This is a genomic window from Bizionia paragorgiae, from assembly GCF_900107625.1.
Taxonomy (GTDB): Bacteria; Bacteroidota; Bacteroidia; order Flavobacteriales; family Flavobacteriaceae; genus Bizionia; species Bizionia paragorgiae.
In genome coordinates this window covers 15,618-42,097 of record NZ_FNQK01000019.1, presented here as the reverse complement: position 1 = coordinate 42,097, position 26,480 = coordinate 15,618, and the positions used below count along the sequence as shown (strand labels likewise).

Below are 26,480 nucleotides of genomic sequence, written 5' to 3'. Positions count from 1 at the left end.
CTAGGGTCTTTTATCGATTATAAGCACCGGTTTCCGACTTAATTTTGGAAACTGTATATTTCGTATGTCTTCGATATTAAGGTATTCGATAGTTGGCGACACCCTTAATTTGGCCCTAAAATGATCTTTAATACTTTTTAATAAGGCTTCTGTAGGCGTTTTAGTTCCTATTTTTATACAAATTTCATCGGTACCAATACTGTTATGAGATAATTCAATCACAAAATTTTCGACGTCACTAAAGGCATTTAGTATATTGTGTAATGCAGGCGGATAAAGTGTTGTGCCCTTGTATTTAATCATCTGTTTTTTTCGCCCTACAACAGGACCTAAACGCATGGTATTCCGACCACAACTACACGGCGCTGTATGAGCGATTACTATATCTCCAGTTTTAAAACGCAATAAAGGCATCGCTTCTATACCTAAGGTTGTTATAGTCAATTCGCCAACTTCACCCGGTGCAACAGGGGTGTTAGTATCGTCTAAAATTTCTGTTATAATAAGTTCTGGGTGATGGTGTCCACCCTGTTGTGCTTCACATTCTGAAAATGCGGTGCTCATTTCGGTAGATGCGTAGGTGGAATACAATTCTATATCCCAGCTTTCTTTTATTTTTTGTGATAAGGTATTTAACGAAAAGTCTTGATTCCGAAGTGGCTCACCAATACAAATGGCACCTTTTATTCCTGAAGTCTTTAAATTGATACCATTATTATGAGCATATTCGATTAGTTTTAATAAAAACGAAGGTACAGCAATAAGGTAAGTGGGTTTAAATTTTAGTATGGAATCCCATTGTAATTCCGGAATCCCAGCGCCAACGCGAATGATTCCGGCACCCAATTTTCTAGCGCCTAAAAAATAGGCTAATCCAGCCATAAAACGACGGTCTATAGTTGTTGTTAACTGTAAAACATCTTCTTTTGTTATGCCTACACAAGCAAATGAGATTGCCTCGTTATAAGCTAAACGCTCCAAGTCATTATCTGTTAACGCAAATGTTACAGGGTCGCCAAGTGTTCCCGAAGTGGTGACGTAATCAATAATATCGTGTCTCGGAACACAAATAAAATCATCATTATGCTGTTGTAAATCTTCTTTTGTTGTTAGTGGTAAAGCCGACAAATCTTCGAGAGTCTGAATGTTTTCGATCGCAATGTTATTAGCATCGAATAGTTTGCGGTAATAGGGAGAGTTCTCCTTTAAATACACCAATAACTCTCTAAGTTTTTCTTCTTGAAAGGATTTTATTTCGGCAAGGGACGCTGTTTCTATTTGGGGTATCATTTTTTAGCTTTTCTAGTGGCTTTCTTTAAATATTTAGCAAGGTGTTTGCTATCAGAAAGCGTTGGTACTTCTTTGTTTAGAGCTGTGTGATAAGCTTCTGCTGCTGCTTGGTATTTCTTGGTTTTATAATAGTAGTCACCTGCTAACGCATAGGCTTTCCAATACTCAGGATTTAAGCGAATTCCTGTGTTTATAAGGGTTTCATCAAGCTCTTTGTTAGTTGCTATTGCCGATTCAATTTTGCGTTCTACAACGCGATAAGCTTCATAATTGGCATAAGCTTGAGTCTCTAAAAACGGGTCTTTTGCGATGTTTAGTGCTGGTATTTGAAGAGATATAGCAGATGGGTTTTGTTCTCGGTTATTAAATACGGCATTTAAATCATAAGCTACAAATTCTCCTAATTGATAAGGGTTGGAAGATATCCATACCTTTAAATCTTCAGGTTGAAAAACGATACCGTGATGTGCTAATAACTGATTTAATGCTTTCTCATTTCCGTAACCAATATTCTTATCATTAAGGCCTTTTTTATTTCGCAATATAGAAACGCCTTTTGAGGGATTAAGTTGGTCTTTTTGTTCTAATAATGAAGTCATACGTTGGTAACGGTATGCCGAATGGCTTTCGGTAATTGCTTTAGAATTACGTCGGTCTGTGGCATAAGCATCACTTTGAAAGTGGTTAGAGCAAACCAATTGATTGCTGTTTTGAACTTGGTAAACTCCGAACTTTTTTGGTGATACTTCAATTAAAACAGCCCGCTTGTCTTTGGCACTACCAACCATAATGGACTCCGACACAAAAACGTCTCGTGACTTAGCTATGGCAATGGCTTCGTCTATAGTAGAAGCGTATTGTAAAATCTCTCGAGTTAAAATGGAGATGGGTGTTTTTGCTATTAGCGGAATTTTAGATTTCCCTGCATTAATAGTCACTGTTAGACCTTGGGTATTCATTCCTGAAACAACACCCATCATTCCTCCCCAAGTGACCGACATAAATGGGTGTCCGGAATCGGGCTTAACGAAAGCTATAATTTTATTTTCGGCAAACTCATCGCCAGCATAAAAATCAAAATTACGACCGATGAGTAATTTATGATCTTCGGTTTTTTCTCCCCAAGCGGCAAACGAGGTGCATCCTACTAATGCTAAATCTTGAAGGGCGTGACCTATATCATGAGCGCCATGTAAATACAAAGCTCTTAAATACGGTGGTGCAATAGTATTGAAATCGGTAGAAGCATACTGTGAAACGCCATAAATTTCAGCTTTATATTCTTCAGGAATATGTTTGTACATCTTACGATTATACCACGATAAAAACTTGCGAAGAAATTTCTGTTTGCCTTCCGAAGGGACTAACTCCCTTATTTTATTAAAAAATACAGCTTCTTGTTTATACATCAGGCTGTCTGATAAAAGACCGGTAATCGACCCAATTTCCAATGGGTTGCCTTCCACATATAACTCCCAAAGACCTTGCTTGTTCTTGATTAAGAAATTATTACCTGCAAAAAAAGTCGAGTCGTTTAGGGTGTGTTTTTCTGGTAAATCGCTGCTGTATTTTGAAATGTCCGGACGATTAGTTACCGATTTTTTAATCCCACAAGAATACATAAAGCCCGCTAAAATAGCGAGCAAAAACACATTTTTATGCCATTGTAAATCACCCATTAGTATAGGAGCTGTAATACTTTTTATTAACGCGTTCTACCATTTTTTGTTCTTTATAATCCACCCACTTTTGTCCGATAGTTCGGCGCATAAGGTTTTCGAAGGTTCTCATAAACACAATATTGGTCACAAACTCTGTGAATTGTTTAAATCGCCTCGGAAAAGCGCGGAGGGTTATTGAAAATCCACCATCTTCATAGGTAATATAATGCCAATACCCACTTGGCATATAAAGAGCATCTCCATGTTTCATTTCTACCGAAATACCTTCTGCTAATTGTAGGGCGGGGTATTTTTCAAAATCAGGGTGGTCCATATCAATACACTCTAAATTATGAACGGTAAAAGGAACTTTATATAAATGCTTGGCCTGATCGGGAGCAAATAGCGTTACTTTTTTAGTACCATGAAAATGAAAGTGTACCAAATCGGCCAAATCCATATCGTAATGCGCTAATACTTTCGAGCCTTTTCCACCAAAAAACATCACCGGTAATTTCTTAAAGAATTTTAGACCAATATCTGGATAGCTAAAATCTTTAGTCAGTTCCGGCATTTTTTGAAGCACATTATAAAAAAACATTCGTAAATCTGTAGGCTGAGTTTTTAATATTTCAATATAATCATACAGCTTCATCTTTTTTGCGGGCACTACCGAGTTTTGTCTTCCCTTGGTTGGTTCGTTATTGTATAAGGGAACAATTTGATCTCCTGCTAAACTCTGAATATAATCGAGGTTCCACTTGTTATAAGCAGGCCATTCTTTAGATAGATTTTCAATTAAAACAGGGCGCTGCTTTTTATAGTAGTTATTTATAAAATCGTCTTTTGTAATCGACTTAACTCTAGTAATAGGTGTTGTTTTTATTGTTCCCATTGGTATTAATTAAGCGTTCGTTTCTTTAAAATAAGTAAATCATATAGTATAGGCTGAATTGTAAATGCGACCAATAAAGCCGATGTTATTCCTATTATCGTTACTATAGAAATAGAGTATAATGCGGGATGCTTAGCAAATATTAAAACACCTACGCCCAACAAGGTGGTAATTACCGACAAAATAACCGAGGTTTTATAGGTAGGCAATGTGTCTATTCCTGTTTGTTGCTGTTGCATTAATCCATTAGTTATAAAAATACTGTAATCTATACCCAGACCAAATATAAATGTTGAAATGATGACATTAAATATATTAAATTCAATATGAAATAATCCCATTATACCAATAGTAATACACCAGGTTAACATTATGGGAATACAAGTGACTAAGGTCAGTTTTAGGTTTCTGTAAAAGAGGAATAGCAATAGTACCACCACCGCAAACGAGTATAGAATAAGGGTGTTAAAATCACTTTTTAGATGGCCTAGCAGGGTTTCGTTTATAGCTTGACGGTCTATAACCATGGTATTAGGTGTATTCTTGAACTGTGATTTAAGTGCATCAACATGATTGTTTTCGAGAGTTACCAAAGAAGATACGGTATGAAACCCGTTTTTACTAGCTATAAAGTCGTCTACAGAAAGGGTGTTAAGCGCGCTATAATCGTCTAACTTTAAAGGTGAAAAGGAGTGCTCGAGTAAATTGTAAAATGCATTAAAGGTTTCTGGTTTGAAGCCAAATTGGTTACCGCTTGTAATAAGATGTTGTTTTATGGAGTCTTTTTGTTTTGGAGTCCAAAAGAAATTCCACTTCGTAATTTTATCGACCTGCTTCTTGTAAGATTGTACTAAGGCGGCTACGGAGTTAAAACTAGTAATCCGTTTCTGCTGTTCTAAATTAGTTAGTGCTATTAAGATGTTGTCGTTAGCTTCCAAAGCTTTTTGTAGCGTATCACTGTAAGTAACAATATACACTGATTTGGAAGCTGCATTGGTTAATTTTTCAAGATGCTTTTCCGCTTTTTTTATGGTCGGAGGCATGTAATTCAATTTGGAAATATCTTTATTGAATTGTACATTATTATACGTAAAAAGACTTATAGCTCCTAGTAAAACTACAGCTCCAATTATAACTTTTTTACGGTGAAAAGGATAGTGTGATAGCGCGTCGATAAGTGTTTTACGACCGGTAGCCCCTGTGTTTTTAGCGGTGTAAACTTGAGGTATAAATATTAATGCAAATACGGAAGCTCCCATGACACTAATTGCTGCAAAAATTCCTAAATCTTGTAGTGCTTGTGAGTCGATAAACAACAGGCATAAAAAGGCGAGTGCCGTAGTTAGGCTACTCATTAATATGGGCTTGGTTACACTTTTGTAAAGCTCGGTAGTGCTTTCTTTATTTCTAATATGGGTTAAAATATGCAGGGAGTAATCGAGGGTGACTCCCAACAAAACAGCGCCGATGCCCAGGGAAATAGCCGAAATAGTGTTCCGAATTAAAAAAAGAATAGCCACCGATAATAGCCCACCAAATACTGTTGGCGTGAATAAAATAAGTGGAATACTTAATTTTTTATAAAACAGAATAAACAGTACCATTAAAATAGTTAAGGCTATACTAATAGTGATTTGTATGTCTTTTTTTATTTGTTGGGCATTGGCTACAGCTATAAGAGTACCGCCAAAATAGGAACTGGAAACCCGGTCTGTAAATGCTGTGTTTAATTGGTTTTGAATAGCGTATAATCCTTCGGCAAATGCAACGTTTTTATTGGTTTCACTCGACCCGTATTTAGGAGTGATAAAAAGTAATAGGTGCGATTCGTTCTTACTAACTATAAATCCGTTTTTGATGCTAAATTCTTTATGTATACCTAGCTTTTGGAGGTGTTTTACGGCTAGTAAAGAAATACCTAAGGGGTCTTTTACTATGGTTTGTTTTGCTATAAAACCCGAAGGCGATATCAAGGTTTTGTAGTGTGCTTCTATACGTTTATCTATAGCGTCCTTTTGGCGTCTGTTTTCTAGGGTTTTATAATCGGTATCGGTTATAAATAAAGGCGCATTTTCGTAAACAAAATTTAAGGTTTCATAAATGGTGTCATCGTCAACCTGCCCTTGAATGGCTTTAGTGTAATCGGATAACTGATGGGTGACACTATCAACAAAGGCTTCGGCATAATCTGTTAAATCTTCTAAAGAGCCCTTGTCTTTTCGGTCTATAATCACCACTATTTTATCTGAAAAATGAGCCGTGTTTAAAACCTTTTGTAACTGTTTATTCTCTGTGTTTTCAGGAATCAGTTTAGAGATGTCCTCTTCAAAACTAATCTTTGAGGCGATACTCATTAAAAGTATACCAAATAAGGATACTAATAAAACGAAGGCGGCTTTCTTCCGATTGAAAAAATGAAATATAGAAAGGAAGATCTTATCCATAAATAGATTCCTTTTTCTGATTAAAAAACGATAAAACGATATAGCCTATAAAACCAATTGAAATCGCAGCCAATACCGATAGGGACAGACTTCCTATAATATAGGTTTCAAGATGGTCTAATAAATTAAACTGCGTTGTAAAATCTTGAAGGGTATACGCTGTTTTTTTTCCCAATATCCAATTGCCAGTTTGCATACTACACAATAATACAAAAGGTATAAATGGCGGTAGACTAATATTTGAAAAAGTGAATGCTATGACTTTATTAAGTTTGAATAGCACCGCTAAAAACAAAACGATAACCGTGTGAAACCCCCATAGTGGCGATAGGCCTAAAAAAACACCTAAGGCAATAGATAGTGCTTTCTTTTTTGGGGAATCGTGATGCTGTATAAAGTCCTCAACGAGAAATCGTTTCAGGCCTTTTTTTTTTAATTTCCTAAAAAGGTCTCGGGGAATAATATAAAAAAAGCGGACGAGCAGAAACCAAATGATAAGAACAACAATACGAGCAATATCCATAAAGGGTCTAAAGTGCGAAACGCGTTCTGATGGATCGTATAACACATGAATGGGAACATGACCAATGGTAATCCCAGCCCAATGAGATTTTACAATGGCTTCGACTTCAAACTCAAATTTCTTTGTGCTTTTTAAATAGTTAAAAGAGGCCATGGCTTTAATAGGATACAATCTAAACCCCGATTGAGAGTCGTTTAAATCTAATCCCGTAACTGCACGAACCCAATAGGTTGATACGCGATTGCCTTTTGCGCTAGCCGCAAAAACATCGGCTTCATTCATATTGCGATCGCCTATTAATAATATATTTTTTTCTTCTGAATTAACCAATGCCTCTATAAAAACAGGGATGTCCTTTGGGAAGTGCTGTCCGTCGCTATCTAATGTAATGGCATAATCAAAACCCTGTGCTACCGCATGTTTAAACCCTAATTTTAATGCGGTACCCTTACCTGTATTTTTTGGTTTATGAAGGTGGTCTATTTGTGGGTAGTTATTAAGAATATCCGACGTTTCTTGGGTAGAGCCGTCATTAACGACGATTATAGAGTCTGTAAATGTTAAGACACCATCTAAAACACGCTGCAAGGTGTTGTGGTTATTATACGTGGGTATAATGACACAGCAGTTGTAGTTTTTAAAATGCGTTTTTACGGTTTCTAAGTTCATTTTTAATCCTTAATAGCGAGGAGGACGTTGTCCTTTATTTTTTTACAAATGTAGCATTACATTTTAATACTACGGTGTTGTCGGGAAAAGAACTGCTACTTTTTACTTTTATACGTTCATTTTCTTCAGTTATATCCATTTGAAAGAGAAGTATATTGTTTTTATGTGGATCTACCATCTGTAAAAACTTTAAATGTGAAAGTGATTCTAGTTTGAGCTCACAGTTTAAGGTCTTCTCTACACTATTTTTTATAATCTGAAGCATTAGAACTCCAGGTGTAATAGGGGTTTTAGGGAAATGCCCTTTAAAAACCGAATGATTTTTATTAATCTCTACACGGTTACCAAAGGATAAACCTGAGGTTTTATGAGTTTCTAAAATAGTATAAAAATCTTTAAATAACATACGGACATGTATTAAAAGGCTGAGTCAGAAATAGACACATTCATTTTTTTATTAATAAAGGTAATGCTTGTAAAGTCGGTATTGGACTCAATTAATTTAACCTTATTCACCTGGCCAGTTTTTGAAAATTCAAGTTCGAAAGCCGCAATAAATTTCTTTAAACGTTTGTTTTTAGGTTTAAAACTAACGCTGTACCCATTCTTTATTTTAAAATAATTAATATCAAACTCTTCGTCATCAAACATATCACCTTTAACACTATTGATAATTAAAGTATTTAAACTTCGAAATAATTTATTGGCGTTTAGATTTATTTCATTGGTTTTACTTTCATTGGAGACTACAAGCTGATCTCCTTTAAAAATAGCAGTATTCTCAAAGGGTTTTGTGTATTCCCAACGCACATTATTGGGGGCTTTAAATTTTAATATGCCTTCTGAAATAATGGTATTATCAAGTATACTTAAATGTTTTTCTTGTTTAAAATCACTTAGTATACTTGTGGTATTTTTAGCAGTTTGCTTCACTTGTTTTTTAAAAGCAAGTGCTTCAGTATGAGTTAGTTTTTCTTGAGCCATAAGGCTGTGAAATGTCAAAAAAACTATAAGATTAACAAGAATTATAATTTTATTTTTCATCATATAATGTGTTAATAGTGACCATATCGTAATGTTCAGTATGTAAAACCTGCAAGATGTGTTCCAAAACAGCAAGGCTATTTTCTTGTTTGTCGTGTAACAAGATAATCGACCCGGGATGTATGTGGTTTAATACACGATTTGAGATGATTTTTGGTGTTTTAAAAAACGTATCGAAAGACCTAATATTCCACCCTACGCAAATAGGACCGGTAACTTTTAATGCTGCGGCTAAGTGTGGTGTGGTTACACCAAAAGGTGGTCTAAATAATTTTGTGCTAACACCTGTGATTTTAGTAATAAGGGCATCGGTACGCTTAATTTCTTCTAACCATCCCTGTTTACTTTTAAAGGCAATGGTATTACTGTGGGTGTAGCTGTGGTTTCCTATAGAGTGTCCTTGGTTTATTATAGCTTGTACAATTTCAGGGTGCTTTTCTACGTGCTTTCCTATACAAAAAAACGTCGCTTTGGCTTCGTATTGTTTTAAAAGCGCTAAAACTTTTGGTGTATATTCAGGGTGCGGACCATCATCGAAGGTAAGTGCTATAATTTTTTTAGTTGTTTTTTTATGAGTAAAGGCTTGAGTAAAACAATTCCAACTCATAGTAAAAGACACCATCCCTAGTAGTATAAACCCTACCAAAAGACTTATTATAAGCCACCAAATAGACAAGAGTTCTAAGACTATAAATAGAATAAAAACACAGCAGATAAGTGTGAAAAAACTAGAAGCTAATTTAAAGTTAATCATAAGGATAGGAGAATTAAACTATGATCTCGACCATTATACTGGTTATATATAATACTAATTTTTAGCGGTTTTTTAGGAGTGTCACCACACGTTAATAGGCTTGGGAGATCTTGGTTTTTTAAGAGTGTAACTCCTAAATACAAGCCAAAAGCAGAGGCTGTAAAATACTCCCCAATACACTGTTTATATTTTAGTTGAACCGTAGTCTTTGGAAAACAAGAAGCAGCTTCTGTATAATAGTGGTCATATTTAGAGCCGTTGTGACCTAAAATAAGGGCGTCGATAGTTTCTGGCGGACAAGCGTTTTCTTTTAAAAACGCCATAAATACAGACCTCACATTCTCTAGCGTTAACGCGCTAAAGGTTTTTATAGCTTTTAACTGAACAGCATGTTGTTGTTTTATTGCTCCTAACACAAAAAATGAAGCGCCTTCACTAAAAGGAACTGTAATGCCTTCATTTTTATCTTCAATTAGGTCTATATAGTCTATGAATTCTTTTCCTAATTCGTCTAGGCCACCCACTAAAACTGTCGATGCGCTATCATCTTCTACCTGCAGTAGCCCGTCTAGAAGCGCCGATTCAAACGAAAGCGCACCGTGAACATAGGTATTATTATATGCTTTACATTGTAAGCCTAACGCGATCTGTGCACCCACAGTGTTGTGTGTGGATTGTATAAAAGCGGTAGGTGTTAAATAGGCCTCATCATTTTTAATAATCGCATTTAAAAAGGTTTCGGTATCCTCTATACAGCCCATTCCTGTTCCGATTACTATCGCATCTGGCTGTATTATATTGGCGTTTTCTAAGGCTTTTTTTCCAGCTGTAACACCCATTTTTACTCCGGTTGCCATACGGCGTAGTGCAGCAGGAGGGATATAGGATTTGTAGAGAGGGTGATGAGCATTTACTTTATTTGGCTGTAATGCTAAAGGTTCTAATAACCCTAACCCAGAGTCAAAAGTGTGCTGAGCGGAAATGGAAACCGCGCTATAGATGTAACAGGGTTTCATAATTTCGAAAAGATTAGGGTTGAACAGTTACCACCAAATCCGAAGGAATTAGATAACACGTGTTTTATAGGTTTTCTTTTAATAGTGGTTACGGGCTGTAATCCGGTTTCTGGAATTGTCGTTTTAAAATTTAAATTCGGAAATACGACCTGATTTTGAAGCGCTAAAACAGAATAGACTGCTTCAATGGCCCCTGCAGCGGCTAAGGTATGACCAGTGAACGCTTTTGTAGAGCTAAAATCGGGAATAGTCTCACCAAAAACGCGTTTTATAGCGACACTTTCAGACAAATCATTATTCGCTGTAGCTGTGCCATGTGCATTGATATAATCAATTTGCGAAGGGTTTAGTTGTGCTGTTTTTAAGGCTTGTGTCATAGCCAAATAAGCACCTTCTCCGGTTTCGGAAGAGGCTGTTTGATGAAAAGCATCGTTAGCATTAGCATATCCTGAAATATAGGCTAGGACCTTTTTATTTTCTTTTTCTACGATAGCTTGCGATTCTAACACTAAATAAGCAGCGGCTTCACCTAAGTTTAATCCGCTACGGTCGGCATCAAAGGGACGGCAATCGGACTCCGAGAGGATCATTAGTGTTTTAAAGCCGTTAATAGTAAATTTTGAAAGCGGGTCGACACCGCCAACAATCACTCGGTCTAAACGACCAGATTTAATGAGTTTTGCCCCTAACATAATAGCATTGGCTGCCGAGGAGCAGGCGGTACTAATAGTCGTTACAAAACCGTCAATCCCTAAAGTGTCGGCAATTTTTTGAGTGCTGTCTCCGGCATGATGACTCTTAATATATTTCTGAACCGCTTTATTGGTAGCAAAGTCTTTTAAATGGATTTCCGTTTTATCCATTCCGCCAACCGAGGTTGAAGAAATAAAACCTGTTCTATAGCTGTTTATAGCCGTAATATTCGCGTTTTGAATAGCTTGCTTTGCCGCATAGCAGCCTAATAATGCTGTTCTGGTGTAATTTGTATGTTCTGGGAGTTGTAATGCCTTGATAAGGTCGGCGTTAGAACGCTTTACCTCTCCAACTTTTATTGTATTGGCATGATGTGTTTTTACCGATGAAATAGAGGTAATACCCGGCTTTGAATTTAGTAATGCGTCTAGGTTTTCGGATACCGAATGGCCAATTGCCGAAACTATGCCCATTCCGGTAATCGCAATCCTAGTATTTAAGACTCTATTTTGTTCTGTTTTTTTCAATATACTCAGCTAAAACCGCAATGGATTGGAAAATTTCTTTTCCTTCTTTTGGGTCTGTTAATTTAATACCGTAGTCCTTGTCTAACATAACCATTAGCTCTAAAGCATCAATAGAATCAAGTCCTAGGCCATCTCCAAATAGGGCGTCATTATCATTTATATCTTCAACTGAAAACTCTTCTAAATTTAAAAGTTCAATAATATTTTCTTTCAGTTCTTGTTTTAAGTTACTCATGGGCTTTTGTATAATCGTGTTATTTCTTCTGTATTATGATTAATAGTACCATTTTTTCCTACCAAATACAAAAATGCTTCGTAGTGGTTTTCGTCTAAATCTACCCAACCACAAAGCGTTTTTTCTGCTTTATTGTTGTTTAATAAATAGCGTGAATTAAGGTGTAAATGATTTGCGTTAAAGCGTTCAAATATAAAAAAACTATTTTCAGAAAGTAACTTGTGCTTGATACTTATTTCTCCCAAACTTATATTAGGGAGGGTGTAAACAAATAACGACGGACTCGGGTAATAGTTGTCGGGATCAGAAATGGTATTTTGATGTTTCCTATCGGTATCCAAACTGGATGCTCTGTTGGAAAATAACAATGCTATATTATGTTCTTTTTCAGAAGATAAGTTAGCGTTTTTTAAAAGAATATCGGCAGCTAAAAAGGCAAGTTTACTTAAGTTATCCATTTTATAAAATTTAGGATAATTGGTATCAAGCTGTTTTGCTGCTTGTTTAATAAAAGCCGAAAACTCTGGGGTAGCTTCCGAAAAAAGAGAAGTGCCATTTAAAGAGACCACTCCGTTTTTTATGGTGCAATACGATTCTATGTAGCTGTTTTTAGTCACAATTACTCTCTTTTTTTACATACCAAAAGCGTGTGATAATCACCCAGTGGATGATCTTCAGATACCATCAGACCTGCTCTTTCAATTAGTTTTTTAAATACCTTGGCAGGATACATTTTGCTAGTACCGTTCGCCATAGCGGTAAAGTAAAGAGATGTTGCTTCTAAAGCAAATTTAGCCTTTTCAAATTTTTGTCTGTCGGTAAAAGTTTCAACAATAATTAGCTCGGTATCGGAAGACATCACTTTTACACAAGTTGATAAAATGGTAACGATTTCAGATTCTGAAAAACAATCTAAAAACTGACTCATCCAAATACTATCTGGAGCTCCTTGCATTTTGGGGTTTGGTTTTAACCAATTAATTGGTTGGCCAGAAACACGATTTTTAAATCCTGCTACTTCCACAGCTTGGAGTGCTTTATTAAGCTGTCCAGGCAAATCGAAAAGTGTTAGGATTACTTCAGGGTTTTTATGTAAACAGTGAAGGGTGAATTTTCCGGTGTTGCAACCCACATCGAAAATGCTTTTAGGATTGTTTCTAAAGACGTAGTCTAGGGCTTCTTTAAAAATACCATCGGAATAGTGATGGTCGAATTCAAACCAAGACTTTTGAGTTTCAGGTTCTAATTGTGATAAGCCTTCATAAATGGTATCCCAATCCCCAAAGACCTGTAAGCCTTCAGGTTTCCCGTTTTTAATAGCATCATTTAAGTGGTACAAACCTTCATAACACACATCGTTTGTAAAATTGAGATTAACGTTAACAGTCTCGTCAAAATTTAGGAAGTAGCCCGTTTTTGTCAGGCTGTATTTATCCTTTGGTTTACTCACTATTTGTGCGCTTTCGGCAATCTCTAATAAGACTCCCAATCCATAGGTACTCACGCTCAATAGCTCCGAGAGCTCCTCAATAGTGAGTCCGCCTTTTCTGCGATGCTCAAAGATACACGTTAAAACCCCTAGCTTTTTTAAGGATACTGTAGCTTGAAATACAAAAGGAGCAAAAGCTATTTTATGTGCTTCTTCTAAAGCTGTAATTGCGCTAGTTGGTTTTGTAGGCATAATGGTGGTTTTTTTAGTTTACTTTTTTAAATAAAACAGCGGTATTGGACCCTCCAAAACCTGATGCTGTTTTTAAAAATATAGTGTTTTTTTGGGGTGTAGTTTTTTCAATAATATTTAGGGGTTTTGAAACACCATGCGTGCTGTACCCTAAGGATTTAAAAAGGGTGTTTTGATGTAAACTGTGCATTCCAATAAGCGTTTCAATTAAACCTGAAGCACCTAAGGTATGTCCGAAATAGCCTTTAAGACTGTGTGTCGGTGTTGTATTAAACCCTAATCGGTTAAATGCAATGGCTTCCATTTCGTCGTTAAAAAGCGTTGCGGTTCCGTGTGCTGAAATAAAATCAATGTCTATTGGTGATATGTTTGCTTCTTTAATGGCAGCAGTTATACTTCTAAATAATCCTTCACCTGTTCGTGAAGGGCCAGAAATATGGTTGGCATCGTTACGCGATCCATCACCTAAAAGCGCTACAGCTTCAGGACACAGTTTGTCGGGTGTTGAGGTTACTAAAACACTGGCTGCTGCTTCCCCTAAGTTCACTCCCGAGCGTTCTTTGTCAAAAGGTTTACAGGGTTTGTTACTCATGGCTTGAAACGAATTAAACCCCGATAAAACAAACGGGTTTAAGGTGTCTCCACTAACAATAAAAACATGGTTGTAAACACCTTCTTTTATGTAGCGTTTAGCAATAGCAGTCGCTAAGAGTCCGGAAACGCAGGCGTTAGAAATAATGATTGCGTCATTTTTAAAACCAAAATAGTCTTTTATAACAGAGCCTAAAGCTCCTAAATAGGCGCGTTCTTTAGGGAATGTCGTCTGGTTTAAAACATCAATATTTCCTTTTGTAGATGAAATAATAAGACCGACTTTTTCATTTAAAGAGATAGCTGAAGCAGTGATGGTACGGTGTAAAGAAAGCAACATCATTTTTTCAAGCTTGGTATATGTGATGGCTTTTTCTAAAGGCTTAAAAGCGTTTGTTAAGTCGGCTGTAGGGATTATAGATCCGTAAAAAGGCGTGTTAAAAACCTCAGGGTCATCTATGAGTGAAAGACCAGAAATTTCATTTTTTATATTATCTACAACTTCTTGGGCAGTAAACCCTAAAGCGGAAACAATATTATGATGTGAGAGGTAGACTTTAGACATTTAGAAGCTTGTGTTTAATTTTCCAATCTCTAAAAAAATCGGGTAGAACCAGTGTCATTTCCCCACTTTCTAGACTTGTAAATACTTGAATTGTTTCTCCTGTGCACACAACTTGGCCCGAATCATTTTTAATAGAATATGCAAATTTTAATTTTGCAGCTTCTGTGTTTATATAGCTTGTTTCTATAGTTGCCATATCACCATAATGTAATGGGTATTTATGTGAGGTATTCGTATTTACAATGGGTGTAGCATAGCCTTCTTTTTTAACGTCTAAATACGATAAGCCAAAAGCCCGACCAAATGCTTCACGTCCTTCCTCAAAATATTTGATATAATGTCCATGCCATACAATTTGTAACGAATCGACCTCGCTAAAACGTACACGAATGGTATGTTTATGAGTTAAATGAGGAGGATTTGTTGTGGTATTGGTCATTTTACTTTTAATTATTTAGAACAGTGCTCATGGTTGCAGTAGCAATAATAGTGTCGTTTAAGCTAGTGGTAACTGATACCTGTGTTAGCATTTCAGCTTCATAAGTTATAAAAACTTCACTAATTATTGTGTCATTTATTTGTGGTACGTTTAAAATAGATGCCGATTTGATTGCGGCTATCATACCTTCTTTAATCGGTTTGTTTTGAGACCGAAATTTATAGCCTGTATATAAAGCAGCTGTTTGCGCCATATGCTCTAATAACCCGGTTTCAGATAACTTTTGGTTTTCGACAAATATATTTGTTTCTAGAACAGTCAATGAGGCTTTTGCCTTTTGAGGCTCGAAATGAATTAAGCCATCTACTAATAATACAGGTTCACGATGTGGAATTAGTTCTTTTATTATAGCGCTATTTGTAATTGGTAACGTGAAACTCTTTTCTGTCATCTTATTTAACGTCATCCCAAAAATCATAAAAGTTAAACCATTGTAAAGGGTATTTCTTTATAAATGATTCTAATGTAGTTGTGTATTTTTTTAGGAGGTCTTGAGCATCGCGTGCTTTAACCTCGACGCGTCTAGCATACAAATGGTAGTGCTTTTTAGGTTCCCGTAAAACGTAAACAAAAAGTACAGGTACTTTTAGGCGGCTCCCTAATAGAAAAGGGCCCATTGGGAATTTGGCTGTTTTACCAAGCAATTCCTCTTCCATACATTTATTGTTTTCTAAATAGCGGTCTCCAGAAATACAAATGATTCTGTTTTGGGCTAAGGCTGCATTGATTTCAAAAATATGAGACATATCATCCTTTACAACAATAAAATTCATCTCACTTTTTTTAAGAAACTGATCGAGATACTCTTTAATTTCTTGGTGGTCTTGATCGGTGATAACAATGCTAATAGACTGGTCTGCTAAACGCTCTCTAAAAAAAAATTGTGCCAATTCGAAATTGCCGATATGAGCACTGATTAGGATTCCTCCTTTTTTTAAAGCTAAAACGTCTTCAATAAGGTGTTCGCCATCAAATTCATAGGTGTAATTTTTTCGTAAACCAGCAGAGATAGCGACTTTATCAATTAGTGTTTGTCCGAAAACAAAATAGGTTTTGTAAATACTAACTGAGCTTTTAAACCAGGAATATTTTAATCTTTTATTGAAATAATAGTAGAGGCCACGGACGTTTTTTCTAGAGAATAAACAAAAATAAGGCACAGGGAGATGCATTAATGCGTAGGCTGCATTAATCCCGAAATTTTTAATAAAAAAGATAAATACTTTAAAACCAAATACGGTTCCTCTGGATTTACCATCCCATTCTGCTGCCATTCTTAATTTTTTTTAAATGTATTTTAGTAGATGCCCCCGTTAATACTTATGGTTTCTCCGGTAATATAAGACGCTTTTTTGGAAGCTAAAAATGACACTAAATGCGCCACTTCTTCAGGATCGCCAAACCGATGAGCTGGAATGGTTTTTCTGAGCTCTTTTTCGTCCAAGTGAGAGGTCATATCCGATTTAATAAACCCTGGGGCAACGGCATTTACCGTGATGTTTTTCTTTGCAACTTCTTGTGCTAGGGCTTTTGTAGCAGCAATTACAGCGCCCTTAGCAGCAGAATAATTGACCTGCCCAGGCGTTCCTTTTAATCCCGATACCGATACCATATTAATAATACGTCCGAATTTATTAAGTAACATGTCCTGAATGAGATTGTGGGTAACATTATAAAACCCATTAACCGAGGTGTTAATTACTTGAGACCAATCGTTGGGTGATAACCATAAAAACAACTGGTCTTTAGTAATACCAGCATTATTGACTAATACCTCAATCACGCCATTGTCGTTATTGGCCTTCCATTGGTCCAGAGCCGATTTTACCGATTCGTAATTGGTGACATCAAATGGTAAGAGACTAGCTTTTCCCCCTAATGCAGCAATAGCATTTAACGTTTCTAAAGCAGCTTCTTTATTCGTGTTGTAATTAATTAGAATATGGTATTCAGAGTCTTGAGCTAATTGTAGGCAAATGGCTTTGCCAATGCCTCGAGATCCTCCAGTTACTAAAGCGTATTTCATTATTTAAAGGAATCTTTAGGGTTTCATTATAAATTCTTTGACTGCATTAACATAAGGATACATTACCGGGTCTTTTGAGAATACAGGAACGCGTTCGCGTATTTGGGTGTATAAGGTCTGTGTTTTAGAAGAGACCTCGTTTTGAATCCCTAAGTATTCTATAGCTTGAACAATGGTAATTAATTCTATGGCTACCACTTCGAAAGCATTTTCAATGACTTTTTTGGTAGTTAAAGCCGCATTGGTTCCCATGCTAACAATATCTTGATTATCGTTGTTGTTAGGAATACTATGCACGTACATTGGGTTTGAAAGCATTTGATTTTCGGCAGTCGTTGAAGTGGCAGTAAACTGTACGCCTTGCATTCCAAAATTTAACCCTAATTTCCCAAGGTTTACAAACGCTGGAAGTTTGTTGTTTAGATTCGGGTTTAAAAGGTAGTTTAACTGCCGCTCTGCGAGCATACTCATTTTAGTTACTACAATCTTAAGCTTATCCATTTCTAAAGCAACATAATCCCCATGAAAATTTCCACCGTGATAAACGCTCTTAGTTTTGACGTCCGTAATAGGATTGTCGTTAGCAGAATTTACCTCGTCGGTTAATACCGACTCTACGGTATTAAGGGTGTCTAAAACGGGACCTAATATTTGTGGCACACATCGTAACGAATAGTATTCCTGTACTTTATCGGTAAATACATCGTCTTCAGAATGATGCGCTTTATATAAATGATGTTCGCGTTTGCGAGTTAATTTACTATCTTTTAAATGTGCGCGCATTAATTGTGCTATGGTGTGCTGACCGTTATGTTTTTTAGAGTTGTTTAACTCGAGAGATAAATGATCATCGTAGGCTTCAACAATTTCATTAATGGCAGAGGAGGCCGTAACCACCCAGTTTAATAGGGTGTTGGTGTTTATGGTATTTACCATCCCGATTCCCGTCATTACCGATGTGCCATTCATTAAAGCTAAGCCTTCTCGTAATTCTATTTGCATTGGTTTTAGACCCTCTGCTTTAAATACAGCGGCAGTGCTAAGACGTTTGCCCTTATAAAAGACTTCACCTTCACCAATTAAAACCAATGCTAAATGCGCTAATTGTACTAAATCACCACTAGCCCCAACACCACCATGTTCGAAAATTAACGGAGTAATGTTTTTGTTTATTAGGCTAGTCATTAATGTGATTGCCGACTTATGAACACCCGAATATCCTAGAGACAAGGTGTTTAATCGTGCAAGCATACTGGCTTTTACATAGGCTTCTGGTATCGGATTTCCAGTCCCAGAGGCATGACTTCTAATCAGGTTGTACTGTAGTTCCTTGCGATCAGCATCAGCAATTTTATACTGTGCCATGGGTCCGAAACCCGTATTAACTCCATATATCACCTTATTAGCCGAAAATTCTCTAAGAAAATTAAAACTTTGTTCTACAGTTTGATAAACCGAATCGTCTATTTTAATGGTTTTACGATCAAAAATTACCGATTTAAAGTCTTCTATAGTTAAATTTCCCTTTAGTGTGAGCATCTATTTTATCAAGAATATTAATTATAATGTAATTACCTATCGCAAAGTAGTTATTTTTGGTTGTAAATTTATGATAATTAATGATTCTATACTAAATAGCAATGGACGATATTACTATCGATGTTTTAATAATTGGAGCGGGACCTTCAGGTAGCGTTGCTGCTGCACATCTTTTTAATCAAGGCTTATCCATAAAAGTAGTGGAAAAAAGCAAGTTTCCACGTTTTGTAATTGGCGAGAGTCTAATTCCTAGATGTATGGATCATTTTGATGAGGTGGGTTTATTAGACGCTATAAAACAAGCTGATTTTGAAGTGAAAACAGGTGCGCGTTTTATTAAAGGAGATGCCGTTTGTGAGTTCGATTTTAAAGAGAAGTTTACCAAAGGTTGGGATTGGACATGGCAGTTACCGAGAGCCGATTTTGATAAGTTATTAACCGATGAGCTTGAACGAAAAGGTGTGGATATTGCCTTTGAAAATGAGGTGGTTGATGTGGTTTTTGATAGCGATGGGACGTCTAAAACGACCGTAAAAAATAAGGATGGAGAGCAGTATAGCATTCATGCGAAATTTATTATTGATTCTAGTGGCTACGGTCGCGTTTTACCGCGATTATTAGATTTAGACAAACCGTCAAGTTTGGGCAAACACGCGTCATTATTTACACATGTTAAAGATACTAATAGGCCGGAAGGTAAGGAGGGGACTTTAATAACCTTCGATATTATTAATACCGAATCTTGGTTGTGGGTGATTCCCTTTTCTAATGGTAATACCAGTATAGGTTTTGTGGGGCCGATAGATTTTATCGAATCGTTTAAAGGAACGCCTTCGGAACGCTTTAACGAAATGCTTAAATTATCAGATCATTATGCTGAAAGGTTTAAAGATTCTCCTTTGCTTTTTGCGCCTAAAGAAATTAAAAATTACTCTAAAGCGGTTAAGCAACTATATGGTAAAGGCTATGCGCTTACAGGAAATAGTGCTGAGTTTTTAGATCCTGTGTTTTCGTCTGGAGTAACCTTTGCAACAGAGTCGGCATTATTAGCTTCCAAATTAATCGTTAAGGAATTAAATAATGAACAGGTGGATTGGGAGGTCGATTATTCTGATTATATAAAATCTGGTGTTTCCGTGTTTTCAACCTATGTAAAAGAGTGGTACACTGGAAACTTACAAACTCTATTTTTTCATCAACCAGAAAACAAGGCAAATAAAGAACAAATTTGTGCTGTATTGGCAGGATATGTTTGGGATAAGAGTAATCCGTTTGTTAGCAAACACGACCGCTTGGTGAAGTCCTTGGCTTACTTAATAGCTATGGAAGAAGAGCGTGATGCTCAATCTAAATAAAGAATTAGCTATTTATAAACTGAATACTGTGTGTGACGACATCTAAAAGAGCTTCAGGAAGTTCGTTTTTTTCCCAGGGGTGTTTAGCTCCAAATACATGGTCGCTATTTGGGATGTCTATTAGTTTACTATCCGTGTTCCATTGGGTAAGTTGTTCGGCTTCTTTAAAACTGATAGAAGGGTCGTTTTTGGCATGAATAATAAGGTGGGGAATACGCAGTGATTTTTCTGCGGACTCTATATCTAGTCGTTTTTCGTTCGCCTTATAATCATGATACAGTTGAATGTTATGTGGCATTTGCTGTTTGGTTCTGCCGTTTAAAACAAATTTAACACCATCCTTTTTCCATTGTTGAAGATCGCCTATAGTGGTGCTACGTTTACCGAAATCGCAGATGCTTGCCCATGTGATGAGTTTTGTTATTTTTTTATGCTCTGAAGCTTTAATGATTGAAATTCCACCTGCACGAGAATGACCGATTACAGTGATGTTATTACTGTCGATTTCTGAGGTATACGGATGTTTTTTTTGAGTGAATAACGTGAGTACAGCTTCTAAATCCTCTAATTCTTTAGTGTAGTTGTTTTCTGCAAAAGCGTCCAAATCCGGAAAGTCTATTGGTTGCTCTAGTGTTCCGCCGTTATGAGAGAAGTTAAACTTTACAAAAAACAAATCGGCGTTCATAAAATGCTCAGCAACTAAATTCCAAGCTCCCCAATCTTTAAAACCCTTATAACCATGACAAAATATAACCAAAGGCTTTTTGTTTTTTGTAGGGTTATAAAAGAGGTCATAAACTATCGGTTTTTTATCCGTTCTGTATAAAATTTGATTTTTTTTAATCATTATTACACTTCTTTTTCAATAAACGGAATTGCAGGATTGCATATTTCTATAATCAGCTTTTTAAGCTCTTTTTCGAATTCATCTAGTGTGTTTTGAGTGATTTTAGTGTCTTTTGTTCGAGCATATGATGAAGCTTTAACTCCAAATTGCATGACACCAGCACTTAAGTTTTTAAATGAAATAATACCTGCTTCTACCGGGAACTCTAAGGGTTTCTGGGCATGCATCATATAAGCATAAGTTAAGATTTGAAAACTTTTACTAAATTTTTTATAATCGGTAGTAATGTCTACCCAGTCTTGGATGGTCACTTCATTAGGGTTAACCTTACCCGTTTTATAATCGATTATTCGCGTTATGCCATTGTATTCGTCCACACGATCTACGGTACCTCGTAAGGCAATTTTAAAACCGAGCTCAGGAATATGAATTGGAATTTCACTTTTTTGTTCTAGAGCGATTATTTTTATGCTATTACCTTGTTTTAGGTCTTTAATTTCAAGGTTTAAAAAATTTAGGACATAGCGTTTTGCGATTTCAAAAATGATGAGGTTTTTACCTTTTGTAATATCGCCTTCTTTGTATTGAAGTGTAAAGAAATGAGTAATTAAATCCTCAATTTTAGATTTCATTTCTTTAATGTGTTCAACCGTTAGTAGTTGGTTTTTATAGGGGGTGTATAAGGCTTCCAAAGTATCGTGAACGACGGTACCTAATGTGTTTGCGGCTACCGTTTCTTCTACATCTTCAAGATCTTTAATACCTAATAGTTTTTGATAATAAAAGTCTAAAGGGTTTCTCATGTAGCTCGTTAGAGAGGAAGGTGAAAAACCATAAGCAGCCAAATCTTTAAGTTTAAGTATGGCGCTATCTGTTTTTAATATTTCTTTTAAACTCAGGTCTAATGTGGGTACTTGTGGAACTACTATTTGATGATTAATAGTATGAATATTTTCCAGTTGTAATTGATTAATAAATCTACTTTTTTCACCACCTGTTAAAGCGTCTGCTTGCGTATTATAAAGAATGTATATGTTTTTAGCACGCTGTAATAACCTGTAAAAGTGATAGGTGTATACGGCGTCTTTTTCTTTATATGTAGGTAGGTTATTTTCGATTTTCACATCAAAAGGAATAAACGAATTATTACTTTTTCCCGATGGTAAAATTCCCTCATTCACCGAGGTTAATATGACGGTTTCAAAATCTAATACACGCGACTCTAGCATTCCCATGACTTGTAAGCCCTGCAGTGGTTCTCCTTGAAAGTCTAAAGTTTCGGAGCTTAATAGCTCATTATAGATGCTAAATAAGGCTGAAATATCTTTGATATGATTATAGCTTTCGTTTAAACGGTAAAGTTCATTAAAAAGGCTGTTAAAACGAAACACATATTCTAATGGAAGCAGGTTGTTGCTTTTGTTTTTTGAAAGCTGTTCCTTAATTACTGTAATGATAGCAAAACAATTGCTTATTGCCAGTTGTGAATTGTTTTTCCAATTTGAAAATAAGGTTGTTAAAACAGGGTTTTCACTATAGGTTTTTAAATCGTTTAGTGTTAAGTATACAAGGTTGTTTGTTTTGATGGCATCGCTAATTATAGAGGCCTCATTGTTGTCTTCGGTTTCGAAAAGTGGTTTTATAAATTGATGAGATAAAACACTAATAACATCTTTATAATAAAAGGTAGATTGTCCTTTTTTATGAATGGTGAATAGGAGTTCGAATAGGGAAGCCAAGGGAATGGATTGCAGAGGAAATCCCATAGTTATATTCAGAGCTTCTATGTCTTTAGGAATCGAGTTGAGTACAGGTATCAGTAAATTTTCGTCGCCTAATACGACAGCTGTACTTTTTAACGATGGGTTATTTGTACGTATAGTATTTAAAATGGACCCTACCGTTTTAGCTTGACCAATATTTTTAGGTACACCATAGAGCGTGATGTTTTTTTCCTTTTTATAGTTTTCGGTTATCCATTGAAATGGATTGGTTTTAAAATAAGGCCACTCGTTTTTATGTTTTCTAGTAAATAGGGCGGCATCGTGGATAGGGTTTTCTAGGAATGTACTATCTATATCCCAAAAAATCTCTGCCATATTCTCGGTCAACAAATTCTGAATTATAGTTTCTTCTGCAGTATTTAATGCATTAAATCCTAGAAATATATGGGGTTTGTTAGGGTTAGTTTTGCAGTACGACTCAATTTTATTTGCCGCTTCTCGGTATACTAAACCTTGATACCCTGAATGTTTAGCAAGCAAGGCGTTGCTAAAATGTTTGTAATAAACTTTTAATTTATCCCAAAATTTAAGGTAGTTACTTACGAATTCTGTTTTCTCAGGATCTAGCGACCAGTGGTCTAATTTTTTAATTGCGCTTAGGTAATCAAAAATCTGATTTTGCGGAATGAGGTAGCGATCAATTTCATTAAAATCTTGGAGAAGGATTTGCGCCCATTTCGAGAATGATTCAAAAGTTTCTCTGTCTTCTTTTGGTGTAAGCTCTAGGTAGCTGTTATAGAATTCAAATAGCAGCTCTGTATTGCTAATTGTTTTTAGTTCGGCAAGGTCTTCTATAAACTCTTCGATACTTAGGATCTCGGGAGAAAATAGGGCTTTCTCTACGATGGTAGAAAGCTCTTGTCTTAAAAATACACCAGCTCTTTTGCTAGGTAATATAAACGTGAGATTTGAGAAATCTGCTCCTTTATTATGTAAGCTATGTAATACGTCAAAAATAAAACTCTTCATAGTATAAAAATAAAAAACGCTTCGGATAACCGAAGCGTTTTTTCTAAAACTTATTGAGAATGTAAGATAAACTTATTTTACAAGTTTAATATCTGTACGTCTGTTGTTTTTTCTACCGTTTCTTGTTGCGTTAGAATCGATTGGGAAATCTTCACCAAAACCTTTAGCTGTTAATCTATCAGCAGCAATTCCGTTAGCGATTAAGTAATCTCTAACTGCGTTTGCTCTTCTTTCAGATAATAACTTGTTAGAAGATTTAGCACCAACACTATCAGTGTGACCTTCTAAAGAGAAGTTTGCATCTGGATATTCTTTTAAGATCGCCGTGATTTGCTTTAATACTTCGTAAGATTGTTGTTGGAAGTTAGATTTTCCTGTGTTGAATAAAATAGTTCTTGAGTAGCTATTTAATTTATCCATAACTTCTTGAGTAGGTAATACTACTTCAGGACATCCGTTGTTAGCAACAGTTCCAGCTTCGTTAGGACATTTATCATCTTTGTCAGCAACACCGTCACCGTCAGTATCTGGCCAAGGACATCCGTCGTTTGCAGCAGGACCTGCTACGTTAGGACATTTGTCATCTTTGTCAGCAACACCATCGTTATCAGCATCAGGACATCCGTTTAAAGACTTAAGACCTTTAACTGTAGGACAATCATCTTCACTGTCAATTACACCGTCACCGTCAGTATCAGGACAACCGTTTAATTCAGCTAAACCTGGTTCGTTAGGACATGCATCTTTGCTGTCTTCGATTCCATCACCATCAGTATCAGGACAACCGTTAAATGCTTCTAATCCAAATACTTCTGGACACGCATCGTTTTTGTCGTAGATTCCGTCACCGTCAGTGTCAGTTCCACCAAATCTAACAGTAAGACCTGCTGAGTGTTGGAAGTGTTGTGTTAAGTAAGATTCGAAAGAATGCTTGTACTTAGACTCAACAAAAATACCTAAGTTATCGTTAAACCAGTAAGTAAGACTTCCAGAAGCATTAATTGTTCCAGCTCCTACTAGGTTATCACCACCTGAATTGTTGTTGTTATAAGGACCTTCTTCAATCCAAGTATAACCACCACCAAGTCCAACAGCTGGATCTAGTCTTTTAATTTTAATTAAGTCAGATAAGCTATATTTTACCGTTGCATCTAAAGCATAGTAAGATAAATCATCAACTTTCACATCTATATCACCATTAGCAGATCCAAATTGACCCCATTTAGTGATTTTGTTAATAGATCCACCTGCTTGAACAGTGAAGTTATTACCTACATATTTAGACACAGAAATAGTTGATAATGCTGGTAAAATACTCCAGTGATCTCCTGCGTTAAATAATTCGTCTAGGTTGTCTCCTTGTGGAGCGGATCCACCTACAGGGTAAACGTCTATAGCGTTAATACCAAAACTAAGTGCCCAAGGGTTGTTTTCGTCTTGTGCATTTACATTACTGAAGCTTACAAGAAGCGCCAACGTAAATAATAATCTGCTAAGATTTTTCATATTCAAAAAATTTTAATTTTAAATGTTAATTAAGAGGCAAAAATAAGTTGTTATATATTATTAACAAAGACAAATATATAAAAATATTGCTTATTCTTACTATTATTCAATTTATTATGACTTGTTCTAAATAATTTCTAAAGCTTTTCCAACCTTGATAAAAGCGGCAATTGCTTTGTCTAAATGTTCTTTAGTATGGGCCGCCGAAAGTTGTACTCTTATTCTTGCTTTGTCCTTGGGAACTACAGGGAAGAAAAAACCAATAACATATATACCTTCTTCTAAAAGTCTGTTGGCCATTGTTTGTGATAACTGAGCATCATAAAGCATAACAGGAACAATTGCAGAGTCCCCATCAATAATATCGAAACCAGCTTCTTTCATGCCTTTTTTAAAGTAGGCTGTATTCCATTTTAATTGCTCTATTAATTTCGTGTCGTTCTTTAGCATATCGAATACCTTAATCGATGCGCCAACAATTGCTGGAGCTAAAGAGTTCGAAAACAAGTAAGGTCTTGATCGCTGTCTTAGTAATTCGATTATCTCTTTTTTAGCAGTTGTATAACCACCCATAGCACCACCCATAGCTTTTCCAAGGGTACCTGTTATAATATCTACTCGGCCTAGAACGCCTTTTTCCTCTAGAGTTCCAATTCCAGTTTCACCAATAAAACCTGTTGCGTGGCACTCATCGATCATAACTAACGCATCGTACTTATCTGCTAAATCACAGATTTTATCTAAAGGCGCTACTATACCGTCCATAGAGAATACCCCATCGGTTACGATAATTTTATGGCGTGCTCCGTTTTCATTAGCGGCAATAAGTTGCTTTTCTAAATCTTCCATGTTGCTATTTTCATAACGGTAGCGTGCCGCTTTACATAAACGTACACCATCAATAATCGAAGCGTGATTTAAAGAGTCAGAAATAATAGCGTCTTCTTTACCTAATAAAGGTTCGAAAACACCTCCGTTGGCATCAAACGCTGCGGCGTATAATATGGTGTCCTCTGTACCGTAGAATTCGGCTATTTTTTTCTCTAATGTTTTGTGAATGTCTTGCGTTCCACAAATAAAACGAACAGACGACATTCCGAATCCATGGGTATCCATAGTATCCTTTGCTGCTTGAACAACATCAGGGTGTGAAGACAAACCTAAGTAGTTGTTAGCACAAAAATTTAATACGCTTTCACCCGTATTTAAAGTGATTTCTGCTCCTTGAGGAGAAGTGATAATACGTTCTGTTTTAAAAAGACCGTTGTCTTTAATCTCTTTAATTTCGTTTTCTAAGTGTTGTTGAATTTTACCGTACATGTCTTTATAGATATTTTTACAAATTTAATAATGTTTTTTGCGTTAGT

24 protein-coding genes are annotated in these 26,480 nt (G+C 36.1%); 1 reads left to right on the top strand and 23 read right to left on the bottom strand.

The window, feature by feature from the left end; all coding sequences use genetic code 11:
- The 19 genes from BLV64_RS12390 to BLV64_RS12300 are packed head-to-tail and all read right to left on the bottom strand — an operon-like array spanning nucleotide 1 to nucleotide 18,652.
- The gene (locus tag BLV64_RS12390; RefSeq protein ID WP_092136019.1) at nucleotides 1–1,290 is read right to left on the bottom strand and encodes a flexirubin biosynthesis putative acyl-CoA ligase FlxY; all 1,290 of its coding nucleotides are present in this window, start codon (nucleotides 1,288–1,290) and stop codon (nucleotides 1–3) included.
- On the bottom strand, nucleotides 1,287–2,969 hold the full coding sequence (locus tag BLV64_RS12385) for a C45 family autoproteolytic acyltransferase/hydrolase (protein ID WP_092136017.1): 1,683 nt from the start codon (nucleotides 2,967–2,969) through the stop codon (nucleotides 1,287–1,289). The genes BLV64_RS12390 and BLV64_RS12385 overlap by 4 nt, the downstream gene beginning before the upstream one ends.
- The gene (locus tag BLV64_RS12380; RefSeq protein ID WP_092136015.1) at nucleotides 2,962–3,846 is read right to left on the bottom strand and encodes a cupin-like domain-containing protein; all 885 of its coding nucleotides are present in this window, start codon (nucleotides 3,844–3,846) and stop codon (nucleotides 2,962–2,964) included. The genes BLV64_RS12385 and BLV64_RS12380 overlap by 8 nt, the downstream gene beginning before the upstream one ends.
- A gap of 5 nt (nucleotides 3,847–3,851) precedes the next feature.
- Entirely contained in the window at nucleotides 3,852–6,290 is a 2,439-nt protein-coding gene (locus tag BLV64_RS12375; protein ID WP_092136013.1) for an MMPL family transporter, read from the bottom strand.
- Nucleotides 6,283–7,482 carry a DUF2062 domain-containing protein gene (locus BLV64_RS12370; RefSeq protein WP_092136011.1) on the bottom strand — a complete coding sequence of 400 codons (1,200 nt, stop codon included), beginning with the start codon at nucleotides 7,480–7,482 and terminating at the stop codon, nucleotides 6,283–6,285. The genes BLV64_RS12375 and BLV64_RS12370 overlap by 8 nt, the downstream gene beginning before the upstream one ends.
- A 34-nt stretch (nucleotides 7,483–7,516) precedes the next feature.
- Entirely contained in the window at nucleotides 7,517–7,888 is a 372-nt protein-coding gene (locus tag BLV64_RS12365) for an ApeI family dehydratase (protein ID WP_092136009.1), read from the bottom strand.
- Nucleotides 7,889–7,899: 11 nt separating this feature from the next.
- On the bottom strand, nucleotides 7,900–8,526 hold the full coding sequence (locus BLV64_RS12360) for a flexirubin biosynthesis/transport protein LolA2 (protein WP_177165332.1): 627 nt from the start codon (nucleotides 8,524–8,526) through the stop codon (nucleotides 7,900–7,902).
- Nucleotides 8,516–9,280 (bottom strand): polysaccharide deacetylase family protein, encoded by a 765-nt coding sequence (locus BLV64_RS12355; RefSeq protein WP_092136003.1) that lies wholly within the window; start codon nucleotides 9,278–9,280, stop codon nucleotides 8,516–8,518. The genes BLV64_RS12360 and BLV64_RS12355 overlap by 11 nt, the downstream gene beginning before the upstream one ends.
- On the bottom strand, nucleotides 9,277–10,296 hold the full coding sequence (locus tag BLV64_RS12350) for a beta-ketoacyl synthase chain length factor (RefSeq protein WP_092136000.1): 1,020 nt from the start codon (nucleotides 10,294–10,296) through the stop codon (nucleotides 9,277–9,279). Before BLV64_RS12350 ends, BLV64_RS12355 begins: the two co-directional genes overlap by 4 nt.
- Nucleotides 10,293–11,516, bottom strand: a complete 1,224-nt coding sequence (locus BLV64_RS12345; protein WP_262484291.1) for a beta-ketoacyl-[acyl-carrier-protein] synthase family protein — start codon at nucleotides 11,514–11,516, stop codon at nucleotides 10,293–10,295. The genes BLV64_RS12350 and BLV64_RS12345 overlap by 4 nt, the downstream gene beginning before the upstream one ends.
- Entirely contained in the window at nucleotides 11,494–11,751 is a 258-nt protein-coding gene (locus BLV64_RS12340; RefSeq protein ID WP_092135998.1) for a phosphopantetheine-binding protein, read from the bottom strand. Before BLV64_RS12340 ends, BLV64_RS12345 begins: the two co-directional genes overlap by 23 nt.
- A complete protein-coding gene (locus BLV64_RS12335; protein WP_092135996.1) occupies nucleotides 11,748–12,368 on the bottom strand; it encodes a 3-oxoacyl-ACP synthase in 621 nt (206 codons plus the stop codon). The genes BLV64_RS12340 and BLV64_RS12335 overlap by 4 nt, the downstream gene beginning before the upstream one ends.
- Nucleotides 12,369–12,370: 2 nt before the next feature.
- Nucleotides 12,371–13,432 carry a methyltransferase gene (locus BLV64_RS12330; RefSeq protein WP_092135993.1) on the bottom strand — a complete coding sequence of 354 codons (1,062 nt, stop codon included), beginning with the start codon at nucleotides 13,430–13,432 and terminating at the stop codon, nucleotides 12,371–12,373.
- 13 nt (nucleotides 13,433–13,445) lie between these two features.
- Nucleotides 13,446–14,588: a beta-ketoacyl-[acyl-carrier-protein] synthase family protein gene (locus tag BLV64_RS12325; RefSeq protein WP_092135990.1), complete on the bottom strand. Its 1,143-nt coding sequence runs from the start codon at nucleotides 14,586–14,588 to the stop codon at nucleotides 13,446–13,448.
- The gene (locus BLV64_RS12320; protein ID WP_092135987.1) at nucleotides 14,581–15,027 is read right to left on the bottom strand and encodes an acyl-CoA thioesterase; all 447 of its coding nucleotides are present in this window, start codon (nucleotides 15,025–15,027) and stop codon (nucleotides 14,581–14,583) included. The genes BLV64_RS12325 and BLV64_RS12320 overlap by 8 nt, the downstream gene beginning before the upstream one ends.
- 7 nt (nucleotides 15,028–15,034) lie before the next feature.
- Nucleotides 15,035–15,478, bottom strand: a complete 444-nt coding sequence (locus BLV64_RS12315; RefSeq protein ID WP_143034165.1) for a hotdog family protein — start codon at nucleotides 15,476–15,478, stop codon at nucleotides 15,035–15,037.
- A 1-nt stretch (nucleotide 15,479) separates the two neighbouring features.
- Nucleotides 15,480–16,361, bottom strand: a complete 882-nt coding sequence (locus BLV64_RS12310; RefSeq protein ID WP_092135982.1) for an LpxL/LpxP family acyltransferase — start codon at nucleotides 16,359–16,361, stop codon at nucleotides 15,480–15,482.
- A 23-nt stretch (nucleotides 16,362–16,384) separates the two neighbouring features.
- Entirely contained in the window at nucleotides 16,385–17,113 is a 729-nt protein-coding gene (gene fabG, locus BLV64_RS12305) for a flexirubin biosynthesis SDR family reductase FlxB (RefSeq protein ID WP_092135979.1), read from the bottom strand.
- Between the two features lie 15 nt (nucleotides 17,114–17,128).
- Nucleotides 17,129–18,652 carry a flexirubin biosynthesis tyrosine ammonia-lyase FlxA gene (locus BLV64_RS12300; RefSeq protein ID WP_092135976.1) on the bottom strand — a complete coding sequence of 508 codons (1,524 nt, stop codon included), beginning with the start codon at nucleotides 18,650–18,652 and terminating at the stop codon, nucleotides 17,129–17,131.
- Nucleotides 18,653–18,753: 101 nt separating this feature from the next.
- On the opposite strand from BLV64_RS12300, the gene BLV64_RS12295 reads away from it, so the two are divergent.
- Complete coding sequence (locus BLV64_RS12295) at nucleotides 18,754–20,007, top strand: NAD(P)/FAD-dependent oxidoreductase (RefSeq protein ID WP_092135973.1); 1,254 nt, start codon at nucleotides 18,754–18,756, stop codon at nucleotides 20,005–20,007.
- Nucleotides 20,008–20,011: 4 nt separating this feature from the next.
- On the opposite strand, the gene BLV64_RS12290 is transcribed toward BLV64_RS12295, so the two are convergent.
- The 4 genes from BLV64_RS12290 to kbl form a co-directional block, all read right to left on the bottom strand.
- The gene (locus BLV64_RS12290; RefSeq protein WP_092135970.1) at nucleotides 20,012–20,854 is read right to left on the bottom strand and encodes an alpha/beta hydrolase family protein; all 843 of its coding nucleotides are present in this window, start codon (nucleotides 20,852–20,854) and stop codon (nucleotides 20,012–20,014) included.
- 2 nt (nucleotides 20,855–20,856) lie between these two features.
- Nucleotides 20,857–23,607 carry a PD-(D/E)XK nuclease family protein gene (locus BLV64_RS12285; RefSeq protein WP_092135967.1) on the bottom strand — a complete coding sequence of 917 codons (2,751 nt, stop codon included), beginning with the start codon at nucleotides 23,605–23,607 and terminating at the stop codon, nucleotides 20,857–20,859.
- Nucleotides 23,608–23,679: 72 nt separating this feature from the next.
- Complete coding sequence (locus tag BLV64_RS12280) at nucleotides 23,680–25,113, bottom strand: OmpA family protein (protein ID WP_092135964.1); 1,434 nt, start codon at nucleotides 25,111–25,113, stop codon at nucleotides 23,680–23,682.
- A 126-nt stretch (nucleotides 25,114–25,239) separates the two neighbouring features.
- A complete protein-coding gene (gene kbl, locus BLV64_RS12275; RefSeq protein WP_092135961.1) occupies nucleotides 25,240–26,433 on the bottom strand; it encodes a glycine C-acetyltransferase in 1,194 nt (397 codons plus the stop codon).
- Between the last annotated feature and the right edge of the window lie 47 nt (nucleotides 26,434–26,480).

Bases quoted from the DNA above. Each gene is read 5' to 3' on its own strand.
- BLV64_RS12385 (WP_092136017.1), bottom strand. From the start codon at position 2,969: ATGGGTGATTTACAATGGCATAAAAATGTGTTTTTGCTCGCTATTTTA.
- BLV64_RS12355 (WP_092136003.1), bottom strand. From the start codon at position 9,280: ATGATTAACTTTAAATTAGCTTCTAGTTTTTTCACACTTATCTGCTGT.
- BLV64_RS12330 (WP_092135993.1), bottom strand. From the start codon at position 13,432: ATGCCTACAAAACCAACTAGCGCAATTACAGCTTTAGAAGAAGCACAT.
- BLV64_RS12280 (WP_092135964.1), bottom strand. From the start codon at position 25,113: ATGAAAAATCTTAGCAGATTATTATTTACGTTGGCGCTTCTTGTAAGC.
- BLV64_RS12370 (WP_092136011.1), bottom strand. From the start codon at position 7,482: ATGAACTTAGAAACCGTAAAAACGCATTTTAAAAACTACAACTGCTGT.
- BLV64_RS12290 (WP_092135970.1), bottom strand. From the start codon at position 20,854: ATGATTAAAAAAAATCAAATTTTATACAGAACGGATAAAAAACCGATA.
- BLV64_RS12315 (WP_143034165.1), bottom strand. From the start codon at position 15,478: ATGACAGAAAAGAGTTTCACGTTACCAATTACAAATAGCGCTATAATA.
- BLV64_RS12320 (WP_092135987.1), bottom strand. From the start codon at position 15,027: ATGACCAATACCACAACAAATCCTCCTCATTTAACTCATAAACATACC.
- BLV64_RS12390 (WP_092136019.1), bottom strand. From the start codon at position 1,290: ATGATACCCCAAATAGAAACAGCGTCCCTTGCCGAAATAAAATCCTTT.
- BLV64_RS12300 (WP_092135976.1), bottom strand. From the start codon at position 18,652: ATGCTCACACTAAAGGGAAATTTAACTATAGAAGACTTTAAATCGGTA.
- BLV64_RS12325 (WP_092135990.1), bottom strand. From the start codon at position 14,588: ATGTCTAAAGTCTACCTCTCACATCATAATATTGTTTCCGCTTTAGGG.
- BLV64_RS12285 (WP_092135967.1), bottom strand. From the start codon at position 23,607: ATGAAGAGTTTTATTTTTGACGTATTACATAGCTTACATAATAAAGGA.
- BLV64_RS12360 (WP_177165332.1), bottom strand. From the start codon at position 8,526: ATGAAAAATAAAATTATAATTCTTGTTAATCTTATAGTTTTTTTGACA.
- BLV64_RS12310 (WP_092135982.1), bottom strand. From the start codon at position 16,361: ATGGCAGCAGAATGGGATGGTAAATCCAGAGGAACCGTATTTGGTTTT.
- fabG (WP_092135979.1), bottom strand. From the start codon at position 17,113: ATGAAATACGCTTTAGTAACTGGAGGATCTCGAGGCATTGGCAAAGCC.
- BLV64_RS12295 (WP_092135973.1), top strand. From the start codon at position 18,754: ATGGACGATATTACTATCGATGTTTTAATAATTGGAGCGGGACCTTCA.
- BLV64_RS12340 (WP_092135998.1), bottom strand. From the start codon at position 11,751: ATGAGTAACTTAAAACAAGAACTGAAAGAAAATATTATTGAACTTTTA.
- BLV64_RS12380 (WP_092136015.1), bottom strand. From the start codon at position 3,846: ATGGGAACAATAAAAACAACACCTATTACTAGAGTTAAGTCGATTACA.
- kbl (WP_092135961.1), bottom strand. From the start codon at position 26,433: ATGTACGGTAAAATTCAACAACACTTAGAAAACGAAATTAAAGAGATT.
- BLV64_RS12350 (WP_092136000.1), bottom strand. From the start codon at position 10,296: ATGAAACCCTGTTACATCTATAGCGCGGTTTCCATTTCCGCTCAGCAC.
- BLV64_RS12365 (WP_092136009.1), bottom strand. From the start codon at position 7,888: ATGTTATTTAAAGATTTTTATACTATTTTAGAAACTCATAAAACCTCA.
- BLV64_RS12375 (WP_092136013.1), bottom strand. From the start codon at position 6,290: ATGGATAAGATCTTCCTTTCTATATTTCATTTTTTCAATCGGAAGAAA.